Raw genomic sequence first — 20,160 nt, forward strand, 5'->3', positions numbered from 1 at the left:
GGGCGCGTCACTTCATGGGAGCGGCGTCGTAGCAGCCGTCCTTGAAGCTGTCGGCGACATTGGCGACGATGTTGCTGTCCGGGAAGCCGTTATGGTTCTCCGGCGACCAGGAATAGGTGGCGTAAACGCCGGGCAGGTTCTTGGTGCCTTCGAGGGCCGTCTTGATCTTGGCCGGCTCGAGCGAGTTCGCCGTCTTCGCCGCGTGTTCGATGATCTTGACCGTGTCGTAGCCGAGCGCCACCCACCAGAAGGTGAAGTCGATCTTGCCGCCAAACTCAGGCTTGATCTTGTCGATCAAGGCCTGGGTGCGCGGCGGCAGCTTGCCATCCACGAAGGTGGTGCTGGTATAGCCCGCTGCGTAGGCGTTTTTCCAATAGTCCGGCTTGTTCAGCAGGCTCTTGATGGGCAGAGCCATGATCGCGGGATGGCCGACCACGGGCACGTCCCAGCCCATGTCGCCCCGCGTGTTGAGAATGCGCGCCATCAGGCCGGTGGCGGCGGTCCAGGGCATCACCACGTCGGCGCCTGCAGCCTTGGCCTTGGCCATCTCGTCGGTCAGGTCGGTCTTGTTGGGGTCAACAAGGACGGAATAGACCGGCTTGATGCCTTGCTTTTCCAAAAGCGCCGCGGCCGTCTTTGCGCTCGACGTGCCATAGCCGGAGGTGTCGCCGATCACGGCCACGTTCTTCTTCTTCAACACGTCGATGGCATAGGTATTGCCGCCCTCGATCCATTGCGTATTGGTATTGATGGCTCGAAAGGCGAGGGGATACTTCTTCGGGTCGATCAGCTCATCGATGGAGCCGATGACGATATTGGGGATACCGGCGCGTGCCACGATCGGGATGGTCGCCAGCGACTCGCCCGAATTCACCGGGCCGATGACGAACTGAACCTTGTCGCTGAACACGAGCTGCTGGGCCAGGTTCACCGCCTTGGTGGGATCGCCCGCAGTATCGCGGGTGAGAAGCTCGATCTTCTTGCCCAGGATGCCGCCGGACTTGTTGATCTCCTCCACGGCGAACTGCACGCCTTGGTTCTCCGCGATGGCGGCTGAAGACAGCGGGCCAGTCAGAGACGACAGCCAGCCGATCTTAATTGTTTCCTGCGCTTGAGCAGAAAAAGGCAAAGCGAAGATCATCGCGCCCATGAAAAGGGCACGTGAGCGTGAAAGCACGCGCATTGGATGTTCCTCCCGACCGAGTCCTTATGGATCTTCTGTCGTCCGAACGTTACGGCTGACCTCTCCTCTGTCAAACATAAATTCGGAATGCAGGAACAAAAAACGCATGCTAATGTGAGAAATCATGATTTCCAGCGAGTTTTGTTTCGTATGACGGAACATAATGGTGCGATCGCGAAAAGGGTCGTTTCGTGGAGTGAAACTTTTTGCGACTGCAAAACTAAGCCCCGGACGGTTCTGGATGCTTGTGGACATCTTGACCGGAAAAAAGGGGTTGGGAGGGCGGAAATGCACGGCGAGATGAAGGATGTGGCAACGGGGCTGCGCTTCCCGGAAGGTCCGGTGGCGCTTCCGGACGGTTCGGTGCTGGTGGTCCAGATCGCGAGCGGGACGCTCGACCGCGTCCGGCCGGACGGCACAGTCGAACTGGTGGCGCAACTTGGAGGCGGGCCCAACGGTGCGGCGATCGGGCCGGATGGGGCGTGCTACGTCTGCAACAATGGCGGCTTCCGCTGGACGCCGGAAGACGACGAAACCGGCCTTCGGCCCATCGGCCAAGCGGAAGACTATTCGGGCGGCCGCATCGAGCGGGTGGATCTCACGACAGGCGCGGCCCAGTGCCTCTATCGGGAAAGTGACAAGGGGCCATTGAAGGGGCCGAACGACATCGTCTTCGATGGGTTGGGCGGCTTCTACTTCACCGATCTCGGCAAGACGCGCGCCCGCGAGCATGACCGGGGCGCCATCTATTATGCCCGCGCCGATGGCAGCCACATTCAGGAGCTGGCCTTTCCGCTCTTCACACCCAACGGCATCGGCCTGTCTCCCGACGGATCGGTGCTCTATGTGGCCGAAACCGAGACGGCGCGGCTGTGGGCATTCGACCTGGAAGCTCCCGGTGTCATCCGCCGCGCCCCCTGGCCCTCACCCCATGGCGGGCGGCTGGTCATCGGGCTCGGCGGCTACCAGCGCTTCGATTCCCTCGCGGTGGAGGCCGGTGGCAACATCTGCGTCGCCACCTTGGTCACGGGTTCCATCTCGGTGATCTCGCCTCAGGGTCAGTTGGTGCGTTCGGTGCCGTTCCCCGAGCGGTGGGTCACCAATATCTGCTTCGGCGGGCCCGAGCTGCGCACCGCGTTTGTGACCCTGTCCAGCACCGGCCGCCTGGTGAGCCTGCCCTGGCCGGAGCCGGGCCTGCCCTTGGCGCACCTGAATGTCTGAACACCCGAAGAAACGCGGAATAAGCAAGAAAAGCGGAGGCTACATGAAGCACGCCCTTGTGGTCGGCGGCCTTGGGGTCGCTGGCGCCGGCATCGTCCATGCCTTGTCGGACAAGCCGGACTGGAAGGTGACCATTCTTTCCCGCCGGAAGCCGGAAGGCGCCAGCGTGCCCTGCGTGTCCGTCGATCTGCTCGACAAGGCGGATGCGGAAGCAAAGCTCGCGGACCTAAGCGATGTGAGCCATGTCTTCTACACCGCCTACCAGGAGCGCCCCACCTTCGCGGAGGAGGTGGCGCCGAATCTGGCCATGCTGGTGAACGTGGTGGAGGCGGTCGAGCGCGCTTCGTCCGTGCTGGAACATGTCAGCCTGATGCAGGGCACCAAGGCCTATGGCACGCATCTGGGCCCTTATCCGACGCCGGCACGGGAGAGCGATCCCCGTCACATGCCGCCCAATTTCTATTACGACCAGGAGGACTATCTGCGCGCCCGGGCGCCGAAGGCCCGCTGGTCCTGGTCGGCGCTGCGCCCGCGCACCATCTATGGCCACGCGGTCAATAGCCCCATGAACATGACCTCGGTCATCGGCATCTATGCTGCCATGTCCAAGGAGTTCGGCCTGCCGCTTCGCTTTCCCGGCACCGAAGCTTGCTATCGCACCATCCAGCAGACGGTGGACACCAACCTCCTTGGCCAGGCGGCGGTGTGGGCGGCGACCACGCCCAAATGCGCGGGTGAGGTCTTCAATGTCACCAATGGCGGGCTTTTCCGCTGGGAGCAGATGTGGCCGCGCATCGCCGCGATGTTCGACATGCCCTGCGGGCCGGTGATGACCATTCGCCTCGCCGACGTCATGGCGGACAAGGAAGCGCTCTGGAACCGGATGGTCGAGACGTATGGCCTCGTGCCCCGCAGCTATCGGCAGGCAGTGGCCTGGGCCTTTGGCGATTTCCAGTGGCACATGGACTATGACAGCCTGGTGGAGACCACCAAGATCCGCCGCTTCGGCTTCCATGAGATCGTCGATGACGAGGAGATGTTTGCCCGCCAGATCCGCGAGATGAAGGAAATGCGCCTCATCCCCGGTAACTGAGAGGCCGCGGGAGCGCGGGGCCCACCCCCCGTGCTCTTCAGCCGCCCTTTCCCTCCGATGCCGCGAGCCGCATATAGAGCGTGGAACGCGCGATGCCGAGGCGGCGGGCGGCGCGCGAGAGATTGCCGCCGCAGGCCTCCACAGCAGCGCGGATGGCTGCCTCCTCGACCGCCTTCAGGTCCTTGGCGTCGGATGTGCGGGCCGAGGTTCCACAGACCTCGGGTGGCAGGTCGGCAAGGTCGACCTCCCCTTCGCCGCGCTTCATGGCGACCAGCATGTCCACCATGTTGCGCAATTCCCGCACATTACCGGGCCACTCATAGGCGGTGAGCGCGGCGCGTGCGGCTTCGGAAAAGGACGGCGGTGGAAGGTCAGCCCGGGCGGCGGCGAGGGCGCCGAAATGCTCCATGAGGATCAGAACGTCGCCTTCCCGCTCCCTGAGCGGAGGAATGCGCAGGCGAAGCGCGGCTATGCGGTAGAACAGGTCCTTTCGGAACCGTCCTGCCGCCACTTCGCCGGTCAGGTCGCGGTTGGTCATGGAGACGAGGCGAAGGTCCACCCGGCGCCCCGTATGGCTGCCCACCCGATAGACGACGCCGTCCTCCAGCACCCGCAGCAGGTAGGATTGCAGTTCGAGCGGCATCTCGCCGATCTCGTCCAGGCACAGAAGACCGCCATTGGCCGCCTCCACCTTTCCCTGCTTGCCGGCAGCATCGGCGCCGGTGAAGGCGCCTTTTTCATAGCCGAACAGCTCGCTGGCGATCAGCTCGCGCGGCAGGCCTCCGCAATTGAGGGGGACAAAGGGGCCACAGGGCAGGCGCGCGCCGTGGATGGCGCGGGCAAACACCTCCTTGCCCACGCCGGTCTCCCCTTCGAGGAGGATGGGCAATCCGCTCTCCGCCATGCGCCGGGCCTTTTCTCGGGCTTCGCGCATCACCTTGCTCTCGCCGATGATGGCGTCGAAGAAGACCGTCTCGGGCTCCCGCGGCGTGTCCTTGGCGCTGTGGCGCACCCGGCGGGGGGCGTGCAGCACGAGGACGCCGCCGATCTCTTCCCCGTCTTCCCGCACGATTTCCACGCTCGCTCCCGGCAGAAACGCCGCGACGCGGGTGGGCCAGTCCTCGGGCCGCGTGTCCCGAAGAGCGGCCAGCCGTCCGTCTTCGACGAACCGGTCGGAGCGGCGGGCGACTTCTTTCAAGGCGCGGTCGGTGGAATAGATGAGCGTGCCCGAACGGCCGAACGCGATGATCTCCTCGGACACCCATAACCCACGCTTGGAGAGAAAGTGGCGCAGCACCTGCTCATGCTCCATCTCCAGCCGGCGGCCCAGAACCGCCTCGATCTGGTGCGCCAGCGCCACCGCATGGGCAAGGTTCTGCGGATTGAAGGTGTCGGTGGAGCCTGAAATGTCCACCGCACCGATCACGCTGCCCTCAAGGGGGTGGCGGACGGGCGCGGCGGCGCAGGTCCAGCGCTGCACCGGCGCACAGAAATGCTCGGTGGCGTGGATCTGGACAGGGCGACCGGAGGCCAGCGCCGTGCCGATGGCATTGGTGCCGATCTCGGCTTCGCACCACAGGCCGCCACGCTGAAGCTTGACCTCCTGGCCGGTATCCACTGCCCGGGCATCGCCCTCTGTCTCCAGGATGGTGCCCGCCGGGTCGGCGAGGATCAGCATGGAGCTGGCGTCGGCGAGCAGATTGCGCGCCTCCTCCATGGCGGGGCGCGCAGCGGCGAGCAGACGCATGTTCTGGCGGCGGCGGCGAAACAGTTCGGCCTCGCTCAGGAGCGGGGCCCCTGAACGGTCCGCTGCGATGGAATGCTGCCGTGAGCGCTGCCAGGAGGCGAGGACAGCGGGTCGCACGACGGGGGATGTGACGCCGTCCCGGTGGAAAGCCTCCCAGGCACGGGCGATCTCTCGATAAGGCACCAGCTCTGCCCTCCGGGCCGGGCGGCGCGGCGTTCCCGCTGGCGCCGCCTTAGCCGTTGGCCTCGCACGCGGCCTGCATGGGCGCGGCCGGGCGCGATGGCGGTTCACTCCCACTGTGCCGCTTTCGGTGTGGCGACGTCATCCCGCCCTGCGGCTTGATGGAGGAGAATAGACGCTCTGGCATGGTCATCGCAAGGCCCTGCTGCGTGCAAGTGTAGTCGTCGTTTGCGGTGATTGAAGCTCGGACAACAAGTGTCCGGAAATCGGACAATGAAGCCGAATTTAATTACATGTTGCGTTGCGGAAATGCGTTGAATTGGTGGGTTATTATGGGTGTGGCCGAGTTTGGCACGGGATCTGCTCTTTGAATGGCGAGCCGGCAGGAAAAAGCACGGCCGGCATAACAGGGAGGACCCGAGCGTGAACATACCCGTGGGAAACCTGCGCAACGTCCAGGTGCTCGGCATCGATGCCGGCGGCACCATGACGGACACTTTCTTCGTGGATGCGGACGGCGACTTCGTGGTCGGCAAGGCCCAGTCCACGCCCCAGAACGAGGCCTTGGGCCTCATCGCCTCGTCGGAAGACGGGCTGGCCAATTGGGGCATGTCGCTGCATGACGCGCTCGCCCAGCTCCAGACCGGTGTCTATTCCGGCACCGCCATGCTCAACCGCGTGGTCCAACGCAAGGGCCTGAAATGCGGCCTCATCGTCAATCGCGGCATGGAGGACTTCCACCGCATGGGCCGCGCGATCCAGTGCTATCTGGGCTATGCCTATGAGGACCGGATCCACCTCAATACGCACCGCTACGATCCCCCACTGGTCCCGCGCCAGCTGACGCGCGGCGTCATCGAGCGCACTGACATGATGGGCGTGGAGGTGATCCCGCTGCGCGAGGAGAGCGCCCGCGCCGCGGCGCGCGAGCTCATCGCATCCGGGGTCGAGGGCATCGTCATCTCGCTGCTTCACTCCTACAAGAACCCGAAAAACGAGCGCCGGGTGCGTGACATCGTGCTGGAGGAGGTGGAGAAGAGCGGCCGCAAAGTGCCGGTCTTTGCATCTGCCGACTACTATCCGGTGCGCAAGGAAACGCACCGCACCAACACCACCATCCTGGAGGGCTATGCGGCCGAGCCGTCCCGCCAGACGCTGTCCAAGATCTCGGAAGCCTTCAAGGATCGCGGCACCAAGTTCGACTTCCGGGTGATGGCGACCCATGGCGGCACCATTTCCTGGAAGGCCAAGGAACTGGCGCGCACCATCGTGTCCGGCCCCATCGGCGGGGTGATCGGCGCGAAATATCTGGGAGAGGTGCTCGGCTACAAGAATATCGCCTGCTCGGACATTGGCGGCACCTCGTTCGACGTGGCGCTTATCACCCAGGGCGAAATGACCATCAAGAACGACCCGGACATGGCTCGGCTCGTCCTCTCCCTGCCGCTGGTGGCCATGGATTCCGTGGGCGCGGGCGCCGGCTCCTTCATCCGGCTCGATCCCTACACCAAGGCCATCAAGCTCGGCCCGGACAGTGCCGGCTACCGGGTGGGCGTGTGCTGGAAGGAAAGCGGCATCGAGACGGTGACCATTTCCGACTGCCACATGGTGCTCGGCTATCTCAACCCCGACAATTTCCTCGGCGGGGCGGTGAAGCTCGACCGGCAGCGCTCGGTGGATGCCATCAAGACCCAGATCGCCGATCCGCTCGGCCTCACGGTGGAGGATGCGGCGGCCGGCGTCATCGAACTGCTCGACAGCGACCTGCGCGATTACTTGCGCTCGATGATCTCGGGCAAGGGCTATTCGCCGGCAAGCTTCGTCTGCTTCTCCTATGGCGGGGCAGGGCCTGTGCACACCTATGGCTATACGGAGGGCCTCGGATTCGAGGACGTGATCGTGCCCGCCTGGGCGGCCGGTTTCTCCGCTTTTGGCTGTGCGGCGGCGGACTTCGAGTATCGCTACGACAAGTCGCTCGACATCAACATGCCCCCGGACGCTCCGGAGGCCGACAAGGTGAAGGCGGCCGAGACCCTTCAGGCGGCCTGGGAAGAGCTGACCCACAACGTGCTGGAGGAGTTCAAGCTCAACGGCTATGCGCCCGAGCAGGTGACGCTTCAGCCCGGTTACCGCATGCAGTATCGCGGCCAGCTCAACGACCTGGAGATCGAAAGCCCCCTGAAGCAGGCCGGCACCGCCGAGGACTGGGACCAGCTGACCGACGCCTTCAACGCCACCTATGGCCGCGTCTATGCCGCCTCCGCCCGTTCGCCGGAACTCGGCTACTCGGTCACCGGCGCCATCATGCGCGGCATGGTTCCGATCCCCAAGCCCAAGATCCCGAAGGAGCCCGAGGAAGGCGAGACGCCGCCCGAGGAAGCCAAGATCGGCACCCGCAAATTCTATCGCAAGAAGAAGTGGGTGGATGCGCAGCTCTACCGCATGGAGGCGCTGCGCCCCGGCAACCGCGTGATGGGTCCTGCCATCATCGAATCCGACGCCACCACCTTCGTGGTGCCCGGCGGCTTCGAGACCTGGCTCGACGGCCACCGCCTGTTCCACCTGCGCGAGGTGTGATCGGCCGTTCCCCCTCCCGGCACCGGGAGGGGTTCGTGGCCGCCGCCGACCCCGGCGGCGGGCCGGAATTGCCAAGCCAAAACATGCGAAGGAAACGACCCGATGAACGTCAACGTCAACCAGAGCAGTCTTCACGGCGCGACCCGCGGCATCGTGCGCGGGGGCGAGACGCTGAAGGAACACCGCGACCGCTTGATGGCGGCCACCAAGGCCACCGGCCGCTATGCCGGCCTTGAGAAGCTGGAACTGCGGGAGAAGGAGCCCATCCTCTACAACAAGCTCTTCTCTCGCTTGCGGGCCGGCGTGGTGGATGCCCGCGAGACCGCCAAGAAGATCGCGGCCTCGCCCATCGTCGAGCAGGAGGGCGAACTGTGCTTCACCCTCTACAATGCGGCGGGGGACAGCCTCCTGACCTCAACCGGCATCATCATCCATGTGGGAACCATGGGTGCCGCCATCAAATACATGATCGAGAACAATTGGGAGGCCAATCCCGGTGTTCGCGACAAGGACATCTTCTGCAACAACGATTCTCTGATCGGGAACGTCCATCCCTGCGACATCCACACCATCGTTCCCATCTTCTGGGAAGGAGAACTGATCGGCTGGGTGGGCGGCGTCACCCACGTCATCGACACCGGCGCGGTGGGGCCGGGCTCCATGGCCACGGGCCAGGTGCAGCGCTTCGGCGACGGCTATTCCATCACCTGCCGCAAGGTCGGCGAGAATGACACGCTGTTCCGCGACTGGCTGCACGAGAGCCAGCGCATGGTGCGCACCACCCGCTACTGGATGCTGGACGAGCGCACCCGCATCGCCGGCTGCCACATGATCCGCAAGCTCGTGGAAGAGGTGGTCGCGGAAGAGGGCATCGAGGCCTATTGGAAGTTCGCCTATGAGGCGGTGGAGCACGGGCGCCTCGGCCTCCAGGCCCGCATCAAGGCCATGACCATTCCCGGCACCTACCGGCAGGTGGGCTTCGTGGACGTGCCCTACGCCCATGAGGACGTGCGGGTGCCCTCAGACTTTGCCAAGCTCGACACCATCATGCATGCGCCCTGCGAGATGACCATCCGCAAGGACGGCACGTGGCGCCTGGATTTCGAGGGTTCAAGCCGCTGGGGCTGGCACACCTATAATGCCCATCAGGTGAGCTTCACCTCCGGCATCTGGGTGATGATGACCCAGACGCTCATCCCCTCCGAAATGATCAATGACGGCGCCGCCTACGGCACCGAGTTCCGCCTGCCCAAGGGCACCTGGATGAACCCGGACGACCGGCGGGTGGCCTTCTCCTACAGCTGGCATTTCCTGGTCTCCGCCTGGACGGCCCTATGGCGCGGCCTGTCGCGCTCCTATTTCGGGCGCGGCTATCTGGAGGAGGTGAATGCGGGCAATGCCAACACGTCCAACTGGCTCCAGGGCGGCGGCTTCAACCAGTATGACGAAATCCATGCGGTGAACTCGTTCGAGTGCGCCGCCAACGGCACCGGCGCCACCGCCGTGCAGGACGGTCTCTCCCATGCGGCCGCCATCTGGAACCCGGAAGGCGACATGGGCGACATGGAGATCTGGGAGCTGGCGGAGCCGCTGGTCTATCTCGGCCGGCAGATCAAGGCGTCCTCGGGTGGGTCGGGCAAGTATCGGGGCGGGTGCGGGTTCGAGAGCCTGCGCATGGTCTGGAACGCCAAGGACTGGACCATGTTCTTCATGGGCAATGGCCACATCTCCTCCGACTGGGGGCTGATGGGCGGCTATCCGGCGGCGTCGGGCTATCGCTTCGCGGCCCACAAGACCAACCTGAAGGCGCTCATCGCCGATGGGGCGGACATCCCGTTCGGCGGCGACACCGATCCGGAACACCCCACCTGGGATGCCATGCTCCCGGCCGCCCAGATCAAGCGCGACAAGCAGGCGATCACCACGGAGGAGATGTTCTCCGACTATGATCTCTACCTGAACTACATGCGCGGTGGCCCCGGCTTCGGCGATCCGCTCGACCGTCTGCCCCAGTCGGTGGCCGATGACCTCAATGGTGGCTACGTCCTGGAGCGTTTCGCTGCCCAGGTCTATGGCGTGGTGGTCAAGAAGGGCGATGACGGCCTGTACGCGGTCGACACGGCGGCGACCGATGCCCTGCGGGCGCAGATCCGCAAGGATCGCATCGCCAAGTCCGTTCCCACCAGGGACTGGATGAAGGGCGAGCGCGAGAAGATCCTCGCCAAGGACGCTGCCACACAGGTGCGGCAGATGTTCGCCGCCTCCTTCCATCTGGGCCCGCGTTTCGAGCAGCAGTTCCGGGCTTTCTGGAACCTGCCGGAGAGCTGGACCTTGCCGGAAAGCGAGATCGGCGTTCCGACCTATGGCTCGCGCTACTCCATGGACATCTCCGAGTTGCCGGACGTGAAGACGGTTCAGTTCGTCGAGGAGTGAGCGCGCCGTCCCAAACCCCTCCCCGCGTGCGGGGAGGGGGAACCAAAATTTAGTGAATCAGGAGGAAATCCAATGGCCTACACCCGCGCCAAGATCGCCGATCTCGTCGATGGCAAGATCGATCCCGATACCCTGCACCAGATGCTGTCCACCCCGAAGGACCCGGAGCGCTTCGTCACCTATGTGGAAATCCTGCAGGAGCGCATGCCGTGGGACGACAAGATCATCCTGCCGCTCGGCCCCAAGCTCTTCGTGGTTCAGCAGAAGGTTTCAAAGCGCTGGACCGTGCGTTGCGAATGCGGTCACGACTTTTGTGACTGGAAGGACAATTGGAAGCTGCACGCCCGCATCCACGTGCGCGACACGCCCCAAAAGATGGAGGAGATCTATCCCCGTTTGATGGCGCCGACGCCCAGCTGGCAGGTGGTGCGGGAGTATTTCTGCCCGGAATGCGGCACGCTCCATGACGTTGAGGCGCCGACGCCCTGGTATCCGGTGATCCACGACTTCGAGCCGGACATCGACGCCTTCTACACGGAATGGCTCGGCTTGCCGGTGCCGGAGCGGGCGAACGCCTGAGCACAGACCTTTGCCGGCCAGCAGGCGTGACAGGGGGGCGCTCCGGCGACGGGGCGCCCTTCCTGTTCAATCGGAGCGGGCGCAGGCCAGCAGGACCGACTGTCTTCGGCGGCTGGCGGGCAGCCTATATGGGGTCGGAAAGGAGAGGCGCGAGCCGGGCGCCGGATTTGGTGGACTGCTTCACCTCATACATGGCCCGGTCGGCGATGCGGATCAGTTCGGCCGTATCGCGGCCGTGGTCGGGATAGACGGCGACGCCGATGGAGGCGCTCACATTCACGGTGCTCACGAGCCCTTCATTGGACACAGCGTAGGGCTTGGCCAGGTGCTGCACCAATTCATGCGCCTTGGAGGCGGCAGCCTCCCGGCTGGAGATGGGCGCGATGATGACCGCAAATTCGTCGCCGCTCAGGCGCGCGGTAATGTCCTCCTGGCGCACGCTGGTGCGCAGGCGTTGGGCGATGGCGCTGAGGACGAGGTCGCCGGCGGCATGGCCATGGCTGTCATTGACGGCCTTGAAGCCGTCAATGTCGATGTAGAGCAAGGCAAATTGCCCGCCATGGCGATCGGCAAAGGCCGCCTCTCGGCCCAGATGCTCCAGGAAGAGGATGCGATTGCCAAGGCCCGTGAGCGCATCGTGCGTGGCCATGTGGCGGATTTGTTTCTCGATCCGCTTGCGCTCGTCAATCTCGGCTTCCAGCTGCCGGTTCCGCCGCTCCAGTTCCTCCAGGGCGGCGGTGAGGCGCAGCTTGCTGGTGTGGAGGTCCAGAAACACCGTCACCTTGGAGAGGAGGACAGCATCATTGATGGGCTTGGCGATGTAGTCGACGGCGCCGAACGTGTAGCCCTTCAGGCGGTTGAGGTCGTCAATATAAGCGGCGGTCACGAAAATGACCGGAATGGTGCAGGTGCGCGGATCGTCCGCCAAGTGCTTTGCCACCTCGAACCCATCCATGTCCGGCATGTGCGCATCGAGCAGGATGAGAGCGAAGTCATGGTCGAGGCACAAGGCGAGGGCGTCATTGCCGGAGCTGGCCTCGTAGAGCTCCGCGTTGACGCTGGCGAGCAGGCGCTGCATCGCCTTCAGATTTGCGGCGATGTCGTCGACGATCAGGATCTTCGGCCTGTCGGTGCCATCGGGAAGAGCGGGGTGCAGCAGTGTCATCTTTCCTTAAAGCCGTTCAGAAATGCCGCCAGGTCCGCCACCTTGGCGCACAGATCGGCCCCCGCTCGATCAAGCGCCATCCGTGGCATCGCCTCCACAACCGCTTCGGCGGGATCCTGCACCAGGGCTGTTCCCCCGTTTTGCCGGATCACGCGAAGGCCTTCCGCGCCGTCGCCGTTTGCGCCGCTCAGAACAATGCCCACAAGTTCCTGTCTATAAACCCTTGCTGCGCTCGCGAACAAGACATCAATGCAGGGGCGTGAAAAGCCGATCCGTTCATCGACGGACAAGGCGAGCCGCCCCTGGCACTCGAAGAGAAGATGGTAGTCGTCGGGGGCGACATAGGCGTGACCGGGCTCCAGTGGCACGCGCTCGGCTGCCAGATGAACCGGCAGAGCCGAGTGCATGGCCAGCCCGCGCGCCAAAAGAGCGGCGCCACCGCGCCCCACATGGCTGACGATGACCACTGGCGCGGGAAGGCGCGGTGACAGGCGCGCCAGCAGCTCATGCAGAGCCGCAGGCCCTCCGGCCGAGCTGCCCACCACGACCGCCTCCATCAGGCCTCCATCGTTCGTCGCAGTCGATAAAGCTGCACATCCCCTTCCTGCCGCTGAAACGGCGCCGCGGCGGTAGAGAGCAGGTTTTCCTTCTGGCCGACGCACAGAAACCCTCCCCGGACGAGGGATTGCGCAAACAGCCCCAAAGCCCGCGCCTGCAACCGATCGTTGAAATAGATCATGACGTTGCGGCACAGGATCAGGTGGGCTTCGCAGAATACGGCGTCGGTGGCGAGGTTGTGTTCGGCAAAGGTCACGTTTTCCATCAGCCCGCTATCGAGCTTCGCCAGATCATAGCGGGCATGATAGTGGACCGAGAGGCTCTCGCTGCCCCCGCATTCCAGATAGCGTCGGCTGGCCTCGCGCATCTCCGCCGCCGGATAGATGCCTTCCGCCGCGCTCTGCAGGGAGGCCTTGGAGATGTCGGTGGCGAAGATCCGGCAGCGGGAATAGAGCCCGGCCTCCTTCAGCAGGATGGCCAGGGAATAGACCTCCTCGCCCCGGGCGCAGCCGGCTTGCCAGATGGTGATCTGCGGGTAGGAGGCGAGGACGGGGAACACTTTCATCCGCAGGGCCCGGAATGTTTCCGGATCGCGGAAGAACTCGGAGACCGGAACCGACAGGGCGCCGATCACCTCGGTGATCCGGTGGGGCGCATGCAGGACGCGGGCGGTCAGATCGGTGATGTTCTCCGCCTCGAAGCGCCCCACCAGATTGAGGATGCGGCGGGTCAGCGACGCCCGGCCATAGTCCCGGAAGTCGTAGCCGTACCGGCGCAGCACCGCCTCGATGAAAAGATCGATCTCCAGGGTTTCGAGATCACCCCTGTCGGCCTCGCCAATCATGCGGGGGGCAGCCAGGCGCGGATCATGGAAATGAGCCGCGGCACGTCGATGGGCTTGGCCATGTAGTCATTGGCACCGGCGGCCAGGCACTTCTCGCGGTCGTCCTTCATGGCCTTTGCTGTCAAGGCGATGATCGGCAGGCGTGCCCAGGCTCCGCCGCGGGCGCGGATCTTCTCCATGGCTTCATAGCCGTCCATGACGGGCATCATGATGTCCATGAGCACCATCTCCACGTCGCGATGCGCCTCCAGTTGCGACAGGGCCTTGGCGCCGTCCTGCGCGAGGGTGACGGTCATGCCCTTTCCCCGCAGAACCTTGGCCAGCGCGTAGATGTTGCGCATGTCGTCGTCCACCACAAGGACGTGCCGTCCTGCCAGGTCGCCGTCCGGGTGGTCCGGCACCGTGCCCTTCTCGCCCCGTACCGAATGCAGGAAGAGGCTGACCTCGTCCAGCAGGCGCTCGGGCGAGAGCGCGCCCTTGATGACGATGCTGTCGGTGTAGTTGCGCAGCCGCAGGCTTTCCTCAGGCGTCACCTCGCGTCCTGAATAGATGACCACCGGGACATGACGCGAGCGGGCGGAAAGATGTTCCAGCACGTCGAAGCCCGACATGCCGGGCAGGCCGAGATCCAGCACCAGGCAATCGAACTCGGCTTCGTCCATGCGCGCGATTGCGTCCTCGCCGGACTCGGCGGCGAACACTTCCACCCCTTCGCGGGACAGGAGCTTGACCACTGCGCGGCGGGCGGCCTCGTCATCATCAACCACCAGCACGCGCCGCTGCCGGCCCGGGGCGAAATGGGCGAGGTTCGAAAGCGCTTCCACCAGTTGCTCTGACCGCACCGGCTTGGTCAGGAAGCCGATGGCCCCCATCTGGCGCCCGCGGGGCGCCTCTTCCAAGGCCGAGACGATGTGCACGGGAATGTGCCGGGTGGCCGGGTCCTGCTTCAACCGCTCGATGACCGTCCAGCCATCCATTCCCGGCAGCATGATGTCGAGCAGGATACCGGTGGGATTGTGCGCGCGGGCAAGGGCAAGGCCACTCTCGCCATCGCCCGCTGCAAGAACCTGATAGCCGCTGCGCCGCACGATGTTCACCAGGGTCCGTGCGAACACCTGATCATCTTCCACCACCAGGATCCGCGCCTTTCCGTCCTCCAGCTTGTCCCGGTCGTCCTCCACCGTGACCGTGGGGCGCGCCGCGAGGCGTGGGGCGGGCGCGGGGCCTTGGGACACGGGATGGGCCGGCACCCGCGCCGTCTCACCTTCGGCGGGGGTGACCGGCAGTTGCAGGCGGAAGGTGGCGCCATCTCCCATCACCGAGCGGACGGTCAAGCTGCCCCCCAGCAATTGGGCAAGGCTGCGGGAAATGGCAAGGCCGAGCCCCGTGCCGCCATATTGGCGTCGACTGCTGGCGTCCACCTGCTCGAACGCCTCGAAGATCGCGTCCAGCTTGTCGTCGGGAATGCCAATGCCGGAATCGGCGACCTCAATCACGAGGCTTTGGCCAGCATCGGCGGCGGCAAATGTCACGGCCACGTTGCCGTCGTGCGTAAACTTGAAGGCATTGCCCAGGAGATTGTTGGTGATCTGCTCCAGCTTGCCTTCATCGCAGATGAAGGTTGCGGGCACGTCGGGAGCGCAATCGATCGAGAAGTCGAGCCCCTTGTCCTGTGCCACGTGGCGGAAGTTCCGCTCCATGCGCTGTGTGAAGGCGGCGACCGAGATGGGCTCGCGCATCACGTCCATCTTGCCCGCCTCCACCTTGGACAGGTCGAGGATCTCGTTGATGAGACGCAGGAGATTGGAGCCGCTGGAGTGGATGATGCTGGCCGATTCCACCTGCTCCTCGTCGAGGTTGCGGGACCGGTTCTCGGCCAGATCCTGCGAGAGGATGAGCATGCTGTTGAGCGGCGTGCGCAATTCGTGGGACATGTTGGCCAGGAACTGCGATTTGTACTGATTGGCCCGCTCCAGGTCGGCGGCCTTGATCTCGGTTTCCTTTTGGAGTGCCTCCAGCCGGTCCTTCTGCTCGCTGATGGCATCTGAATGCCGCCGGAGGTCCGAATTGGATTTCTGCAGTTCCTCCGCCTGCACCCGCAATTCCTCCTCGGATGCGATCAGGCGCTGCGATTGCTGCTGGAGCTGGTCGTTGGTGGTCCGCAACTCCTCCTGCTGGACGCGCAGCTCCTCTTCCGCAACCTGGAGTTCCTGCGCCTGCCGCTGGCTCTGTTCCAGGAGCTCGGCGGTGCGCAGGGCGCGCATCAGATTGTCAAGCGAGAGCCCCACCACCTGCGCCGCATCATCCACCAGGCGCTGGCGCATGGCGTCGAAGGGCTCGAAGCTCGCCAGCTCCAGCACCCCCAGCAACCGGCCCTTGGACAGGATGGGCGTGACGAGAACACAGCGGGGGCTTGCCTCGCCCGTGCCGGAATGGATTCGGATATAGTCGTCCGGCACCGGGCTGAGCAGGATCGGCTTGCGCTCCAGGGCACTCTGCCCCACCAGGCCCTCGCCAAGCCGGTAGGTGGTTGTCATGTGGCGCCGCTCGCGGAAGCCGTAGCTGCCGGAGAGGGTGAGTTCCTCCCGGGTCTCGTCGAAGGCGAAGAAGACGCCGACACCGGCATTGAGGCGGGGGGCGAGGTCCTTGAGCAGGGTGTCCGCGAAACTCCGCAGGTCCGAGCATTTCTGGATGCTGGCGGAGATGTCGCCCACGCCGGATTTCACCCAGTCGCTCTGGTAGGTGGCGACGGACATGGCCTTGAACACGCCCAAGGCGCGGCTGATGGTGCCCACCTCGTCACGCCGATCCCCATATGGCACCTCGATTGACAGGTCATGCCGCGCGAGCCGCTCCATGAGCTCGGCCAGATGGCGCAGCGGCTGGGCGATGGACCGAGCGGCGAGGAAGAAGGCGCCGATCCCCGCCGCGATGGTAAGGGCCAGTGCGGAGAGATTGAGATAGCGCAGCTGGGTCTCGCGTTCCTGGAGGAGGTCGCGGGTATCATCCAGCTTGGCATTCACAGCCTTGATGAGGGCATCCAGGCCGGCAACGATCCTGCGGCTGCCGCCGTCCTGTGCCTCGGTCGCGAGGAATTCGGACATGCGCTCGTCGCGCTCGGACGTCGAGGCGGTCCCTGCCCGCACCTCCTTGGCGAGCTGGACCATGGGAAGGCTGCTGGTGCGACTCCATTGGTCGTTTATCGTCGCCGCCGCCTGCAGGAGGTTGAGCAGCTTGGGCGTATCCTCCACCATGTCGGAGAGCGCCTGGAAGTCCGCGCGGACCGCGGCACTGGCCGCCTCATAGGCCGCTTCCGATGCATCGCCTGCCCCATAGACCAGGCGGACCAGCGCGATCTGCCGTCGGTTGAGGGAGCGGGCGGTCACATTGCTTTGGTTGATGATCTGCGCGAGGTCGTCCGCCTCCCGCTGGGCCTGGGTGGCGCTGCGCACCGCATAGGTATCTACGGCAAGGACGGCCATCATGAGCGCGATCAGGACGGCGATGACGGTGGCGAGCTTCCATTGAAGCGGAAGATTGGCCAGCAGGAAGCCGTTCGACCGTGTGTTGCCCATGCCACTCTCCACGCTTGCCTTCCGCTCCCGCAGCGCCTCACGGCCTGCGGCGGCCTAAGTCCGGGCCGAGGAAATGCCTTGCGATGGTATGTCTCAGGAAAGAGTTGAGGAAGCGTCAGCATCCGCAGTCGGCGTTACAGGATGGGAAGACCCGGCCGCGACGGCCTGTCCTCGCCGATGGTAATCTGACGCTACCGGGGCGGACGTGGCAGGGATAAGATCCTATGCGCCGGCTGGCTCGGTGGAGCGCGGGCCGGCGGCAAGGGGGAGTGGGGGTGGGCGACCACATGCGACTGACGGTGCCGCTGAATGCATTGCGTGCCTTCGAGGCGGCGGCGCGGCATCTGTCCATCAAGGAGGCGGCGGCCGAGATCGGCGTGACGCCCTCCGCCGTCAGCCATCAATTGCGAATCCTGGAGGAGATGCTGGGGGTCGACCTGATGCGCCGATCCGGGCCGCGCCTTGAACTGACCGAGGCCGGGCGCGCACTCTCGCCGGACCTTACCGCCGGCTTTGCCCGCATCAGCGCCGCGGTGGGCACCCTGACGGCAGAGCGGCGGGTGGGGCCGTTACGCCTCTCCATTCTCCCGACATTCGCGGTCCATTGGCTGTCGCCGCGCCTCGCCACCTACCCTTTCGCACGCGCCGGCTTCGAATTGGCCATAACCACCTCGCAGAGCGTGGTGGACCTGAATGCAGGCGTGGCGGACGCCGCCGTCCGCCACGGGGCGGGGGGCTGGCCGGGCCTCGTCAGCGATCTCCTGTTCGAGGACAATGTGGGGCTGCTGGGATGCCCCGATCTCAGCCGGGGGAGCGAAGCGGACCTGCGCGCGGTCATCGGGCGCTCCAACCTGTTCCTTTCGGAGCATCGCCGCGCCCATTTCGACCGATGGAATGCGAGTCTGCCGGGAGGCCCGGTGACCCCGGGGGCCATCACGGTCGTCGATTCCGTGGGGCTCGGCTTGCAAGCGGCCATCAATGGAGCTGGCGTCACCCTGGCGGGCACCGAGATCGTCGCCTCCGATCTCGCCAGCGGGAGGCTCGCTCTTCTGTTCGATCACCGCATTCCCGCAGGCGCGGGCTATTATCTCGTCTATCCCGAAGCCCTGGCCCGGGACCGGCGCGTGCGCAATCTTCGCAGCTGGCTGCTGGCGCAGGTGGAGCAGGCCGGGCCTTCCCGCGCCTGACCGGGGCGGGGGGTCACCACCCGCCGGTTCGGATCCATTCCTCCATCATGGGCAGGCGATCCCAGCCCCAGAAGGGCTCCCCGTCCACGAAGAAGAAGGGTGACCCGAAGACGCCGCTGGCCACAGCCTCTTCGGACACCAGACGCACCTTCTCCTTGATGCGCGGATCCGATGCCGCCTCGGCCAGCGCCGCGCCCTCAAGGCCCAGGCCATCGGCGACGCCCCGGACGTCATCCATGTTCCCGCTATCGATGCCTTGCGTGAAATAGGCCTGGAACACCGCCTTCGCGAAGGCGCGCGCGAGGGCGGGGTCCCGCTCTTCAAGCACATAGAAGACCCGCGTCGCCGCGAGGGCCACCGACGGGTGATGAGGGGGCAGCCTGAAGGTGACGCCGGTCCTGCGGGCGATCCGCGCCCAATCCCGCCACGCATAGTCCTTCTTCAGGGGTGTGGAGGAGAGCCCGCGCGCGCCCGTCACCTTGAAGGCGGTGCCCAGCAAGAAGGGCCGCCAGTGCACCGGCCGGCCCACGCGGCCCTCCAGGGCCTCCATCTCCAGCGCGGCGAAATAGGCGTAGCCCGAGGCGAAGTCGAACCAGAAGGGAATGGGAGAGGCCGCTTGGGTCATCTGTGTTCTCGTCAAGGGGGAAGCCCCTTCACGCATGCAAGATGAGGCAGGGGTGGGCAAATGAGAAAGGCTCATTGGGGCCGGAAAGATGCTCATTCGACAGGTGTCGATGCGCGCGGGAGGCTGTGGGTCCCTTTTCCTGACGGTGAGTGGCATGCGGGTGATGGACGGACATGGAGAGCGCGGATCTGCGGCGGGTCGTCCGTTCCGCATCCGCACCCCGGACCGGTTGTCCCTTGGTGGCTTCCTTTGGCGTCATCCTTCCAGCCGGCCGGACCGGCCCGTGGTGGTGATCGCCGCCGCGACATCGGTGCGCTGCCGCTATTATGCGCGCTTTGCTGACTATCTGCACGCCAACGGTTTCGATGTCGCCACCTTCGACTATCGCGGCATCGGGGAGTCGCGCCCGGCATCGCTCAGCGGCATGAAGGGCGACTGGGTGGACTGGGGTGAGCAGGATCTTGAGGCCATTCTCCAGCATGTGCAGCGGACCTTCCCAGGCCAGCCGGTGGATGTGGTAGCCCATTCCATCGGTGGCTTCGCCATTGGCGCGGCGCCCTCCGCCCGGCATGTCCGGCGCATCTTCACGGTGGGGGCTCAATATGCCTATTGGCGGGATTATGGCGCTGACCAGCGCCTGCGCATGGTCCTGAAGTGGCACGTCCTGATGCCGGCCGTGACGCGGATCTTCGGCTACTTTCCCGCCAAGCGCCTCGGCTGGATGGAGGACACCCCAGCGGGCGTGGTGCGGGACTGGAGCCGCATGAAGGCCCGCTTCGAGGACACGATCCGGCAAGGCATCTTTATCGGCGGCGAACGCGAAGCGGAAGTGATCGTGCAGCGTTTCGGCAAGGTCCAGGCTCCCATCCTCGCGGTTGGCCTGGACGATGATCCCCACGGGACGCAGGCCGCGCTCAATCGGCTTCTGGACTACTTCACCGCCAGCTGCCGGCTGCACCTGCGCATCGATCCGGTGGAGACCGGGCAGGAGAAGATCGGGCACTTCGCTTTCTTCCACGACCGGTTCAAGGAGACCCTCTGGCCCACGGCCTTGCACTGGTTGCGAAACGGCACGCTCCTGCCGGACGGCCCAGGCCGGCTGGTACGCCGTGCCGCCCCCTGTCCGCCCGGCCTGACGCGCCCGCGCGCTGTCCGCCTGGAGCGCTGATGGCGCTTGGAGCCTGGCTCGCGCC

At 65.1% G+C, this 20,160-nt stretch carries 14 protein-coding genes; 7 read left to right on the forward strand and 7 right to left on the reverse strand.

Annotation, left to right across the window (positions count from 1 at the left end; genetic code table 11):
- Window positions 1-7: 7 nt before the first annotated feature.
- A complete protein-coding gene (locus PV781_RS13300) occupies window positions 8-1,183 on the reverse strand; it encodes an ABC transporter substrate-binding protein (RefSeq protein ID WP_342455450.1) in 1,176 nt (391 codons plus the stop codon).
- Between the two features lie 288 nt (window positions 1,184-1,471).
- Here PV781_RS13300 and PV781_RS13305 point away from each other — a divergent pair, with 288 nt between their 5' ends.
- Both PV781_RS13305 and PV781_RS13310 read left to right on the forward strand, forming a co-directional pair.
- The gene (locus PV781_RS13305) at window positions 1,472-2,404 is read left to right on the forward strand and encodes an SMP-30/gluconolactonase/LRE family protein (RefSeq protein ID WP_274776107.1); all 933 of its coding nucleotides are present in this window, start codon (window positions 1,472-1,474) and stop codon (window positions 2,402-2,404) included.
- A 43-nt stretch (window positions 2,405-2,447) separates the two neighbouring features.
- A complete protein-coding gene (locus PV781_RS13310) occupies window positions 2,448-3,497 on the forward strand; it encodes an SDR family oxidoreductase (RefSeq protein ID WP_274776108.1) in 1,050 nt (349 codons plus the stop codon).
- A 37-nt stretch (window positions 3,498-3,534) separates the two neighbouring features.
- On the opposite strand, the gene PV781_RS13315 is transcribed toward PV781_RS13310, so the two are convergent.
- Window positions 3,535-5,427, reverse strand: coding sequence for a sigma-54-dependent Fis family transcriptional regulator (locus PV781_RS13315; RefSeq protein ID WP_274776109.1), 1,893 nt, complete (start codon window positions 5,425-5,427; stop codon window positions 3,535-3,537).
- A 420-nt stretch (window positions 5,428-5,847) separates the two neighbouring features.
- Between PV781_RS13315 and PV781_RS13320 the strand changes: the two genes are divergently transcribed.
- The 3 genes from PV781_RS13320 (at window position 5,848) to PV781_RS13330 (ending at window position 11,013) form a co-directional block, all read left to right on the forward strand.
- Window positions 5,848-8,001 (forward strand): hydantoinase/oxoprolinase family protein, encoded by a 2,154-nt coding sequence (locus PV781_RS13320; protein WP_274776110.1) that lies wholly within the window; start codon window positions 5,848-5,850, stop codon window positions 7,999-8,001.
- Window positions 8,002-8,103: 102 nt separating this feature from the next.
- Entirely contained in the window at window positions 8,104-10,434 is a 2,331-nt protein-coding gene (locus tag PV781_RS13325) for a hydantoinase B/oxoprolinase family protein (RefSeq protein WP_274776111.1), read from the forward strand.
- Between the two features lie 72 nt (window positions 10,435-10,506).
- Complete coding sequence (locus PV781_RS13330; RefSeq protein WP_274776112.1) at window positions 10,507-11,013, forward strand: acetone carboxylase subunit gamma; 507 nt, start codon at window positions 10,507-10,509, stop codon at window positions 11,011-11,013.
- Window positions 11,014-11,137: 124 nt separating this feature from the next.
- Here PV781_RS13330 and PV781_RS13335 read toward each other — a convergent pair whose 3' ends face one another.
- The 4 genes from PV781_RS13335 to PV781_RS13350 are packed head-to-tail and all read right to left on the reverse strand — an operon-like array spanning window position 11,138 to window position 17,155.
- Window positions 11,138-12,178 carry a two-component system response regulator gene (locus PV781_RS13335; RefSeq protein ID WP_274776113.1) on the reverse strand — a complete coding sequence of 347 codons (1,041 nt, stop codon included), beginning with the start codon at window positions 12,176-12,178 and terminating at the stop codon, window positions 11,138-11,140.
- Complete coding sequence (locus PV781_RS13340; protein WP_274776114.1) at window positions 12,175-12,735, reverse strand: chemotaxis protein CheB; 561 nt, start codon at window positions 12,733-12,735, stop codon at window positions 12,175-12,177. Before PV781_RS13340 ends, PV781_RS13335 begins: the two co-directional genes overlap by 4 nt.
- Window positions 12,735-13,580 (reverse strand): CheR family methyltransferase, encoded by an 846-nt coding sequence (locus PV781_RS13345; protein WP_274776115.1) that lies wholly within the window; start codon window positions 13,578-13,580, stop codon window positions 12,735-12,737. The genes PV781_RS13340 and PV781_RS13345 overlap by 1 nt, the downstream gene beginning before the upstream one ends.
- Window positions 13,577-17,155, reverse strand: coding sequence for a response regulator (locus PV781_RS13350; RefSeq protein ID WP_274776116.1), 3,579 nt, complete (start codon window positions 17,153-17,155; stop codon window positions 13,577-13,579). The genes PV781_RS13345 and PV781_RS13350 overlap by 4 nt, the downstream gene beginning before the upstream one ends.
- A 287-nt stretch (window positions 17,156-17,442) precedes the next feature.
- Here PV781_RS13350 and PV781_RS13355 point away from each other — a divergent pair, with 287 nt between their 5' ends.
- Window positions 17,443-18,342 (forward strand): LysR substrate-binding domain-containing protein, encoded by a 900-nt coding sequence (locus PV781_RS13355; protein WP_274776117.1) that lies wholly within the window; start codon window positions 17,443-17,445, stop codon window positions 18,340-18,342.
- 13 nt (window positions 18,343-18,355) lie between these two features.
- Here PV781_RS13355 and PV781_RS13360 read toward each other — a convergent pair whose 3' ends face one another.
- Entirely contained in the window at window positions 18,356-18,967 is a 612-nt protein-coding gene (locus PV781_RS13360) for a 2-hydroxychromene-2-carboxylate isomerase (RefSeq protein WP_274776118.1), read from the reverse strand.
- Between the two features lie 283 nt (window positions 18,968-19,250).
- Here PV781_RS13360 and PV781_RS13365 point away from each other — a divergent pair, with 283 nt between their 5' ends.
- Window positions 19,251-20,135, forward strand: coding sequence for an alpha/beta hydrolase family protein (locus PV781_RS13365; RefSeq protein ID WP_274776119.1), 885 nt, complete (start codon window positions 19,251-19,253; stop codon window positions 20,133-20,135).
- The last annotated feature ends 25 nt before the right edge of the window (window positions 20,136-20,160 follow it).

Origin of the sequence: Aquabacter sediminis (assembly GCF_028863665.1) — a bacterium.
In the GTDB taxonomy this organism is placed as follows: domain Bacteria; phylum Pseudomonadota; class Alphaproteobacteria; order Rhizobiales; family Xanthobacteraceae; genus L1I39.

What these genes read in the sequence shown, in the direction of transcription:
- PV781_RS13330 (WP_274776112.1), top strand. Translation starts at nt 10,507, where the DNA reads ATGGCCTACACCCGCGCCAAGATCGCCGATCTCGTCGATGGCAAGATC.
- PV781_RS13340 (WP_274776114.1), bottom strand. Translation starts at nt 12,735, where the DNA reads ATGGAGGCGGTCGTGGTGGGCAGCTCGGCCGGAGGGCCTGCGGCTCTG.
- PV781_RS13360 (WP_274776118.1), bottom strand. Translation starts at nt 18,967, where the DNA reads ATGACCCAAGCGGCCTCTCCCATTCCCTTCTGGTTCGACTTCGCCTCG.
- PV781_RS13335 (WP_274776113.1), bottom strand. Translation starts at nt 12,178, where the DNA reads ATGACACTGCTGCACCCCGCTCTTCCCGATGGCACCGACAGGCCGAAG.
- PV781_RS13345 (WP_274776115.1), bottom strand. Translation starts at nt 13,580, where the DNA reads ATGATTGGCGAGGCCGACAGGGGTGATCTCGAAACCCTGGAGATCGAT.
- PV781_RS13310 (WP_274776108.1), top strand. Translation starts at nt 2,448, where the DNA reads ATGAAGCACGCCCTTGTGGTCGGCGGCCTTGGGGTCGCTGGCGCCGGC.
- PV781_RS13300 (WP_342455450.1), bottom strand. Translation starts at nt 1,183, where the DNA reads ATGCGCGTGCTTTCACGCTCACGTGCCCTTTTCATGGGCGCGATGATC.
- PV781_RS13305 (WP_274776107.1), top strand. Translation starts at nt 1,472, where the DNA reads ATGCACGGCGAGATGAAGGATGTGGCAACGGGGCTGCGCTTCCCGGAA.
- PV781_RS13355 (WP_274776117.1), top strand. Translation starts at nt 17,443, where the DNA reads ATGCGACTGACGGTGCCGCTGAATGCATTGCGTGCCTTCGAGGCGGCG.
- PV781_RS13350 (WP_274776116.1), bottom strand. Translation starts at nt 17,155, where the DNA reads ATGGGCAACACACGGTCGAACGGCTTCCTGCTGGCCAATCTTCCGCTT.
- PV781_RS13325 (WP_274776111.1), top strand. Translation starts at nt 8,104, where the DNA reads ATGAACGTCAACGTCAACCAGAGCAGTCTTCACGGCGCGACCCGCGGC.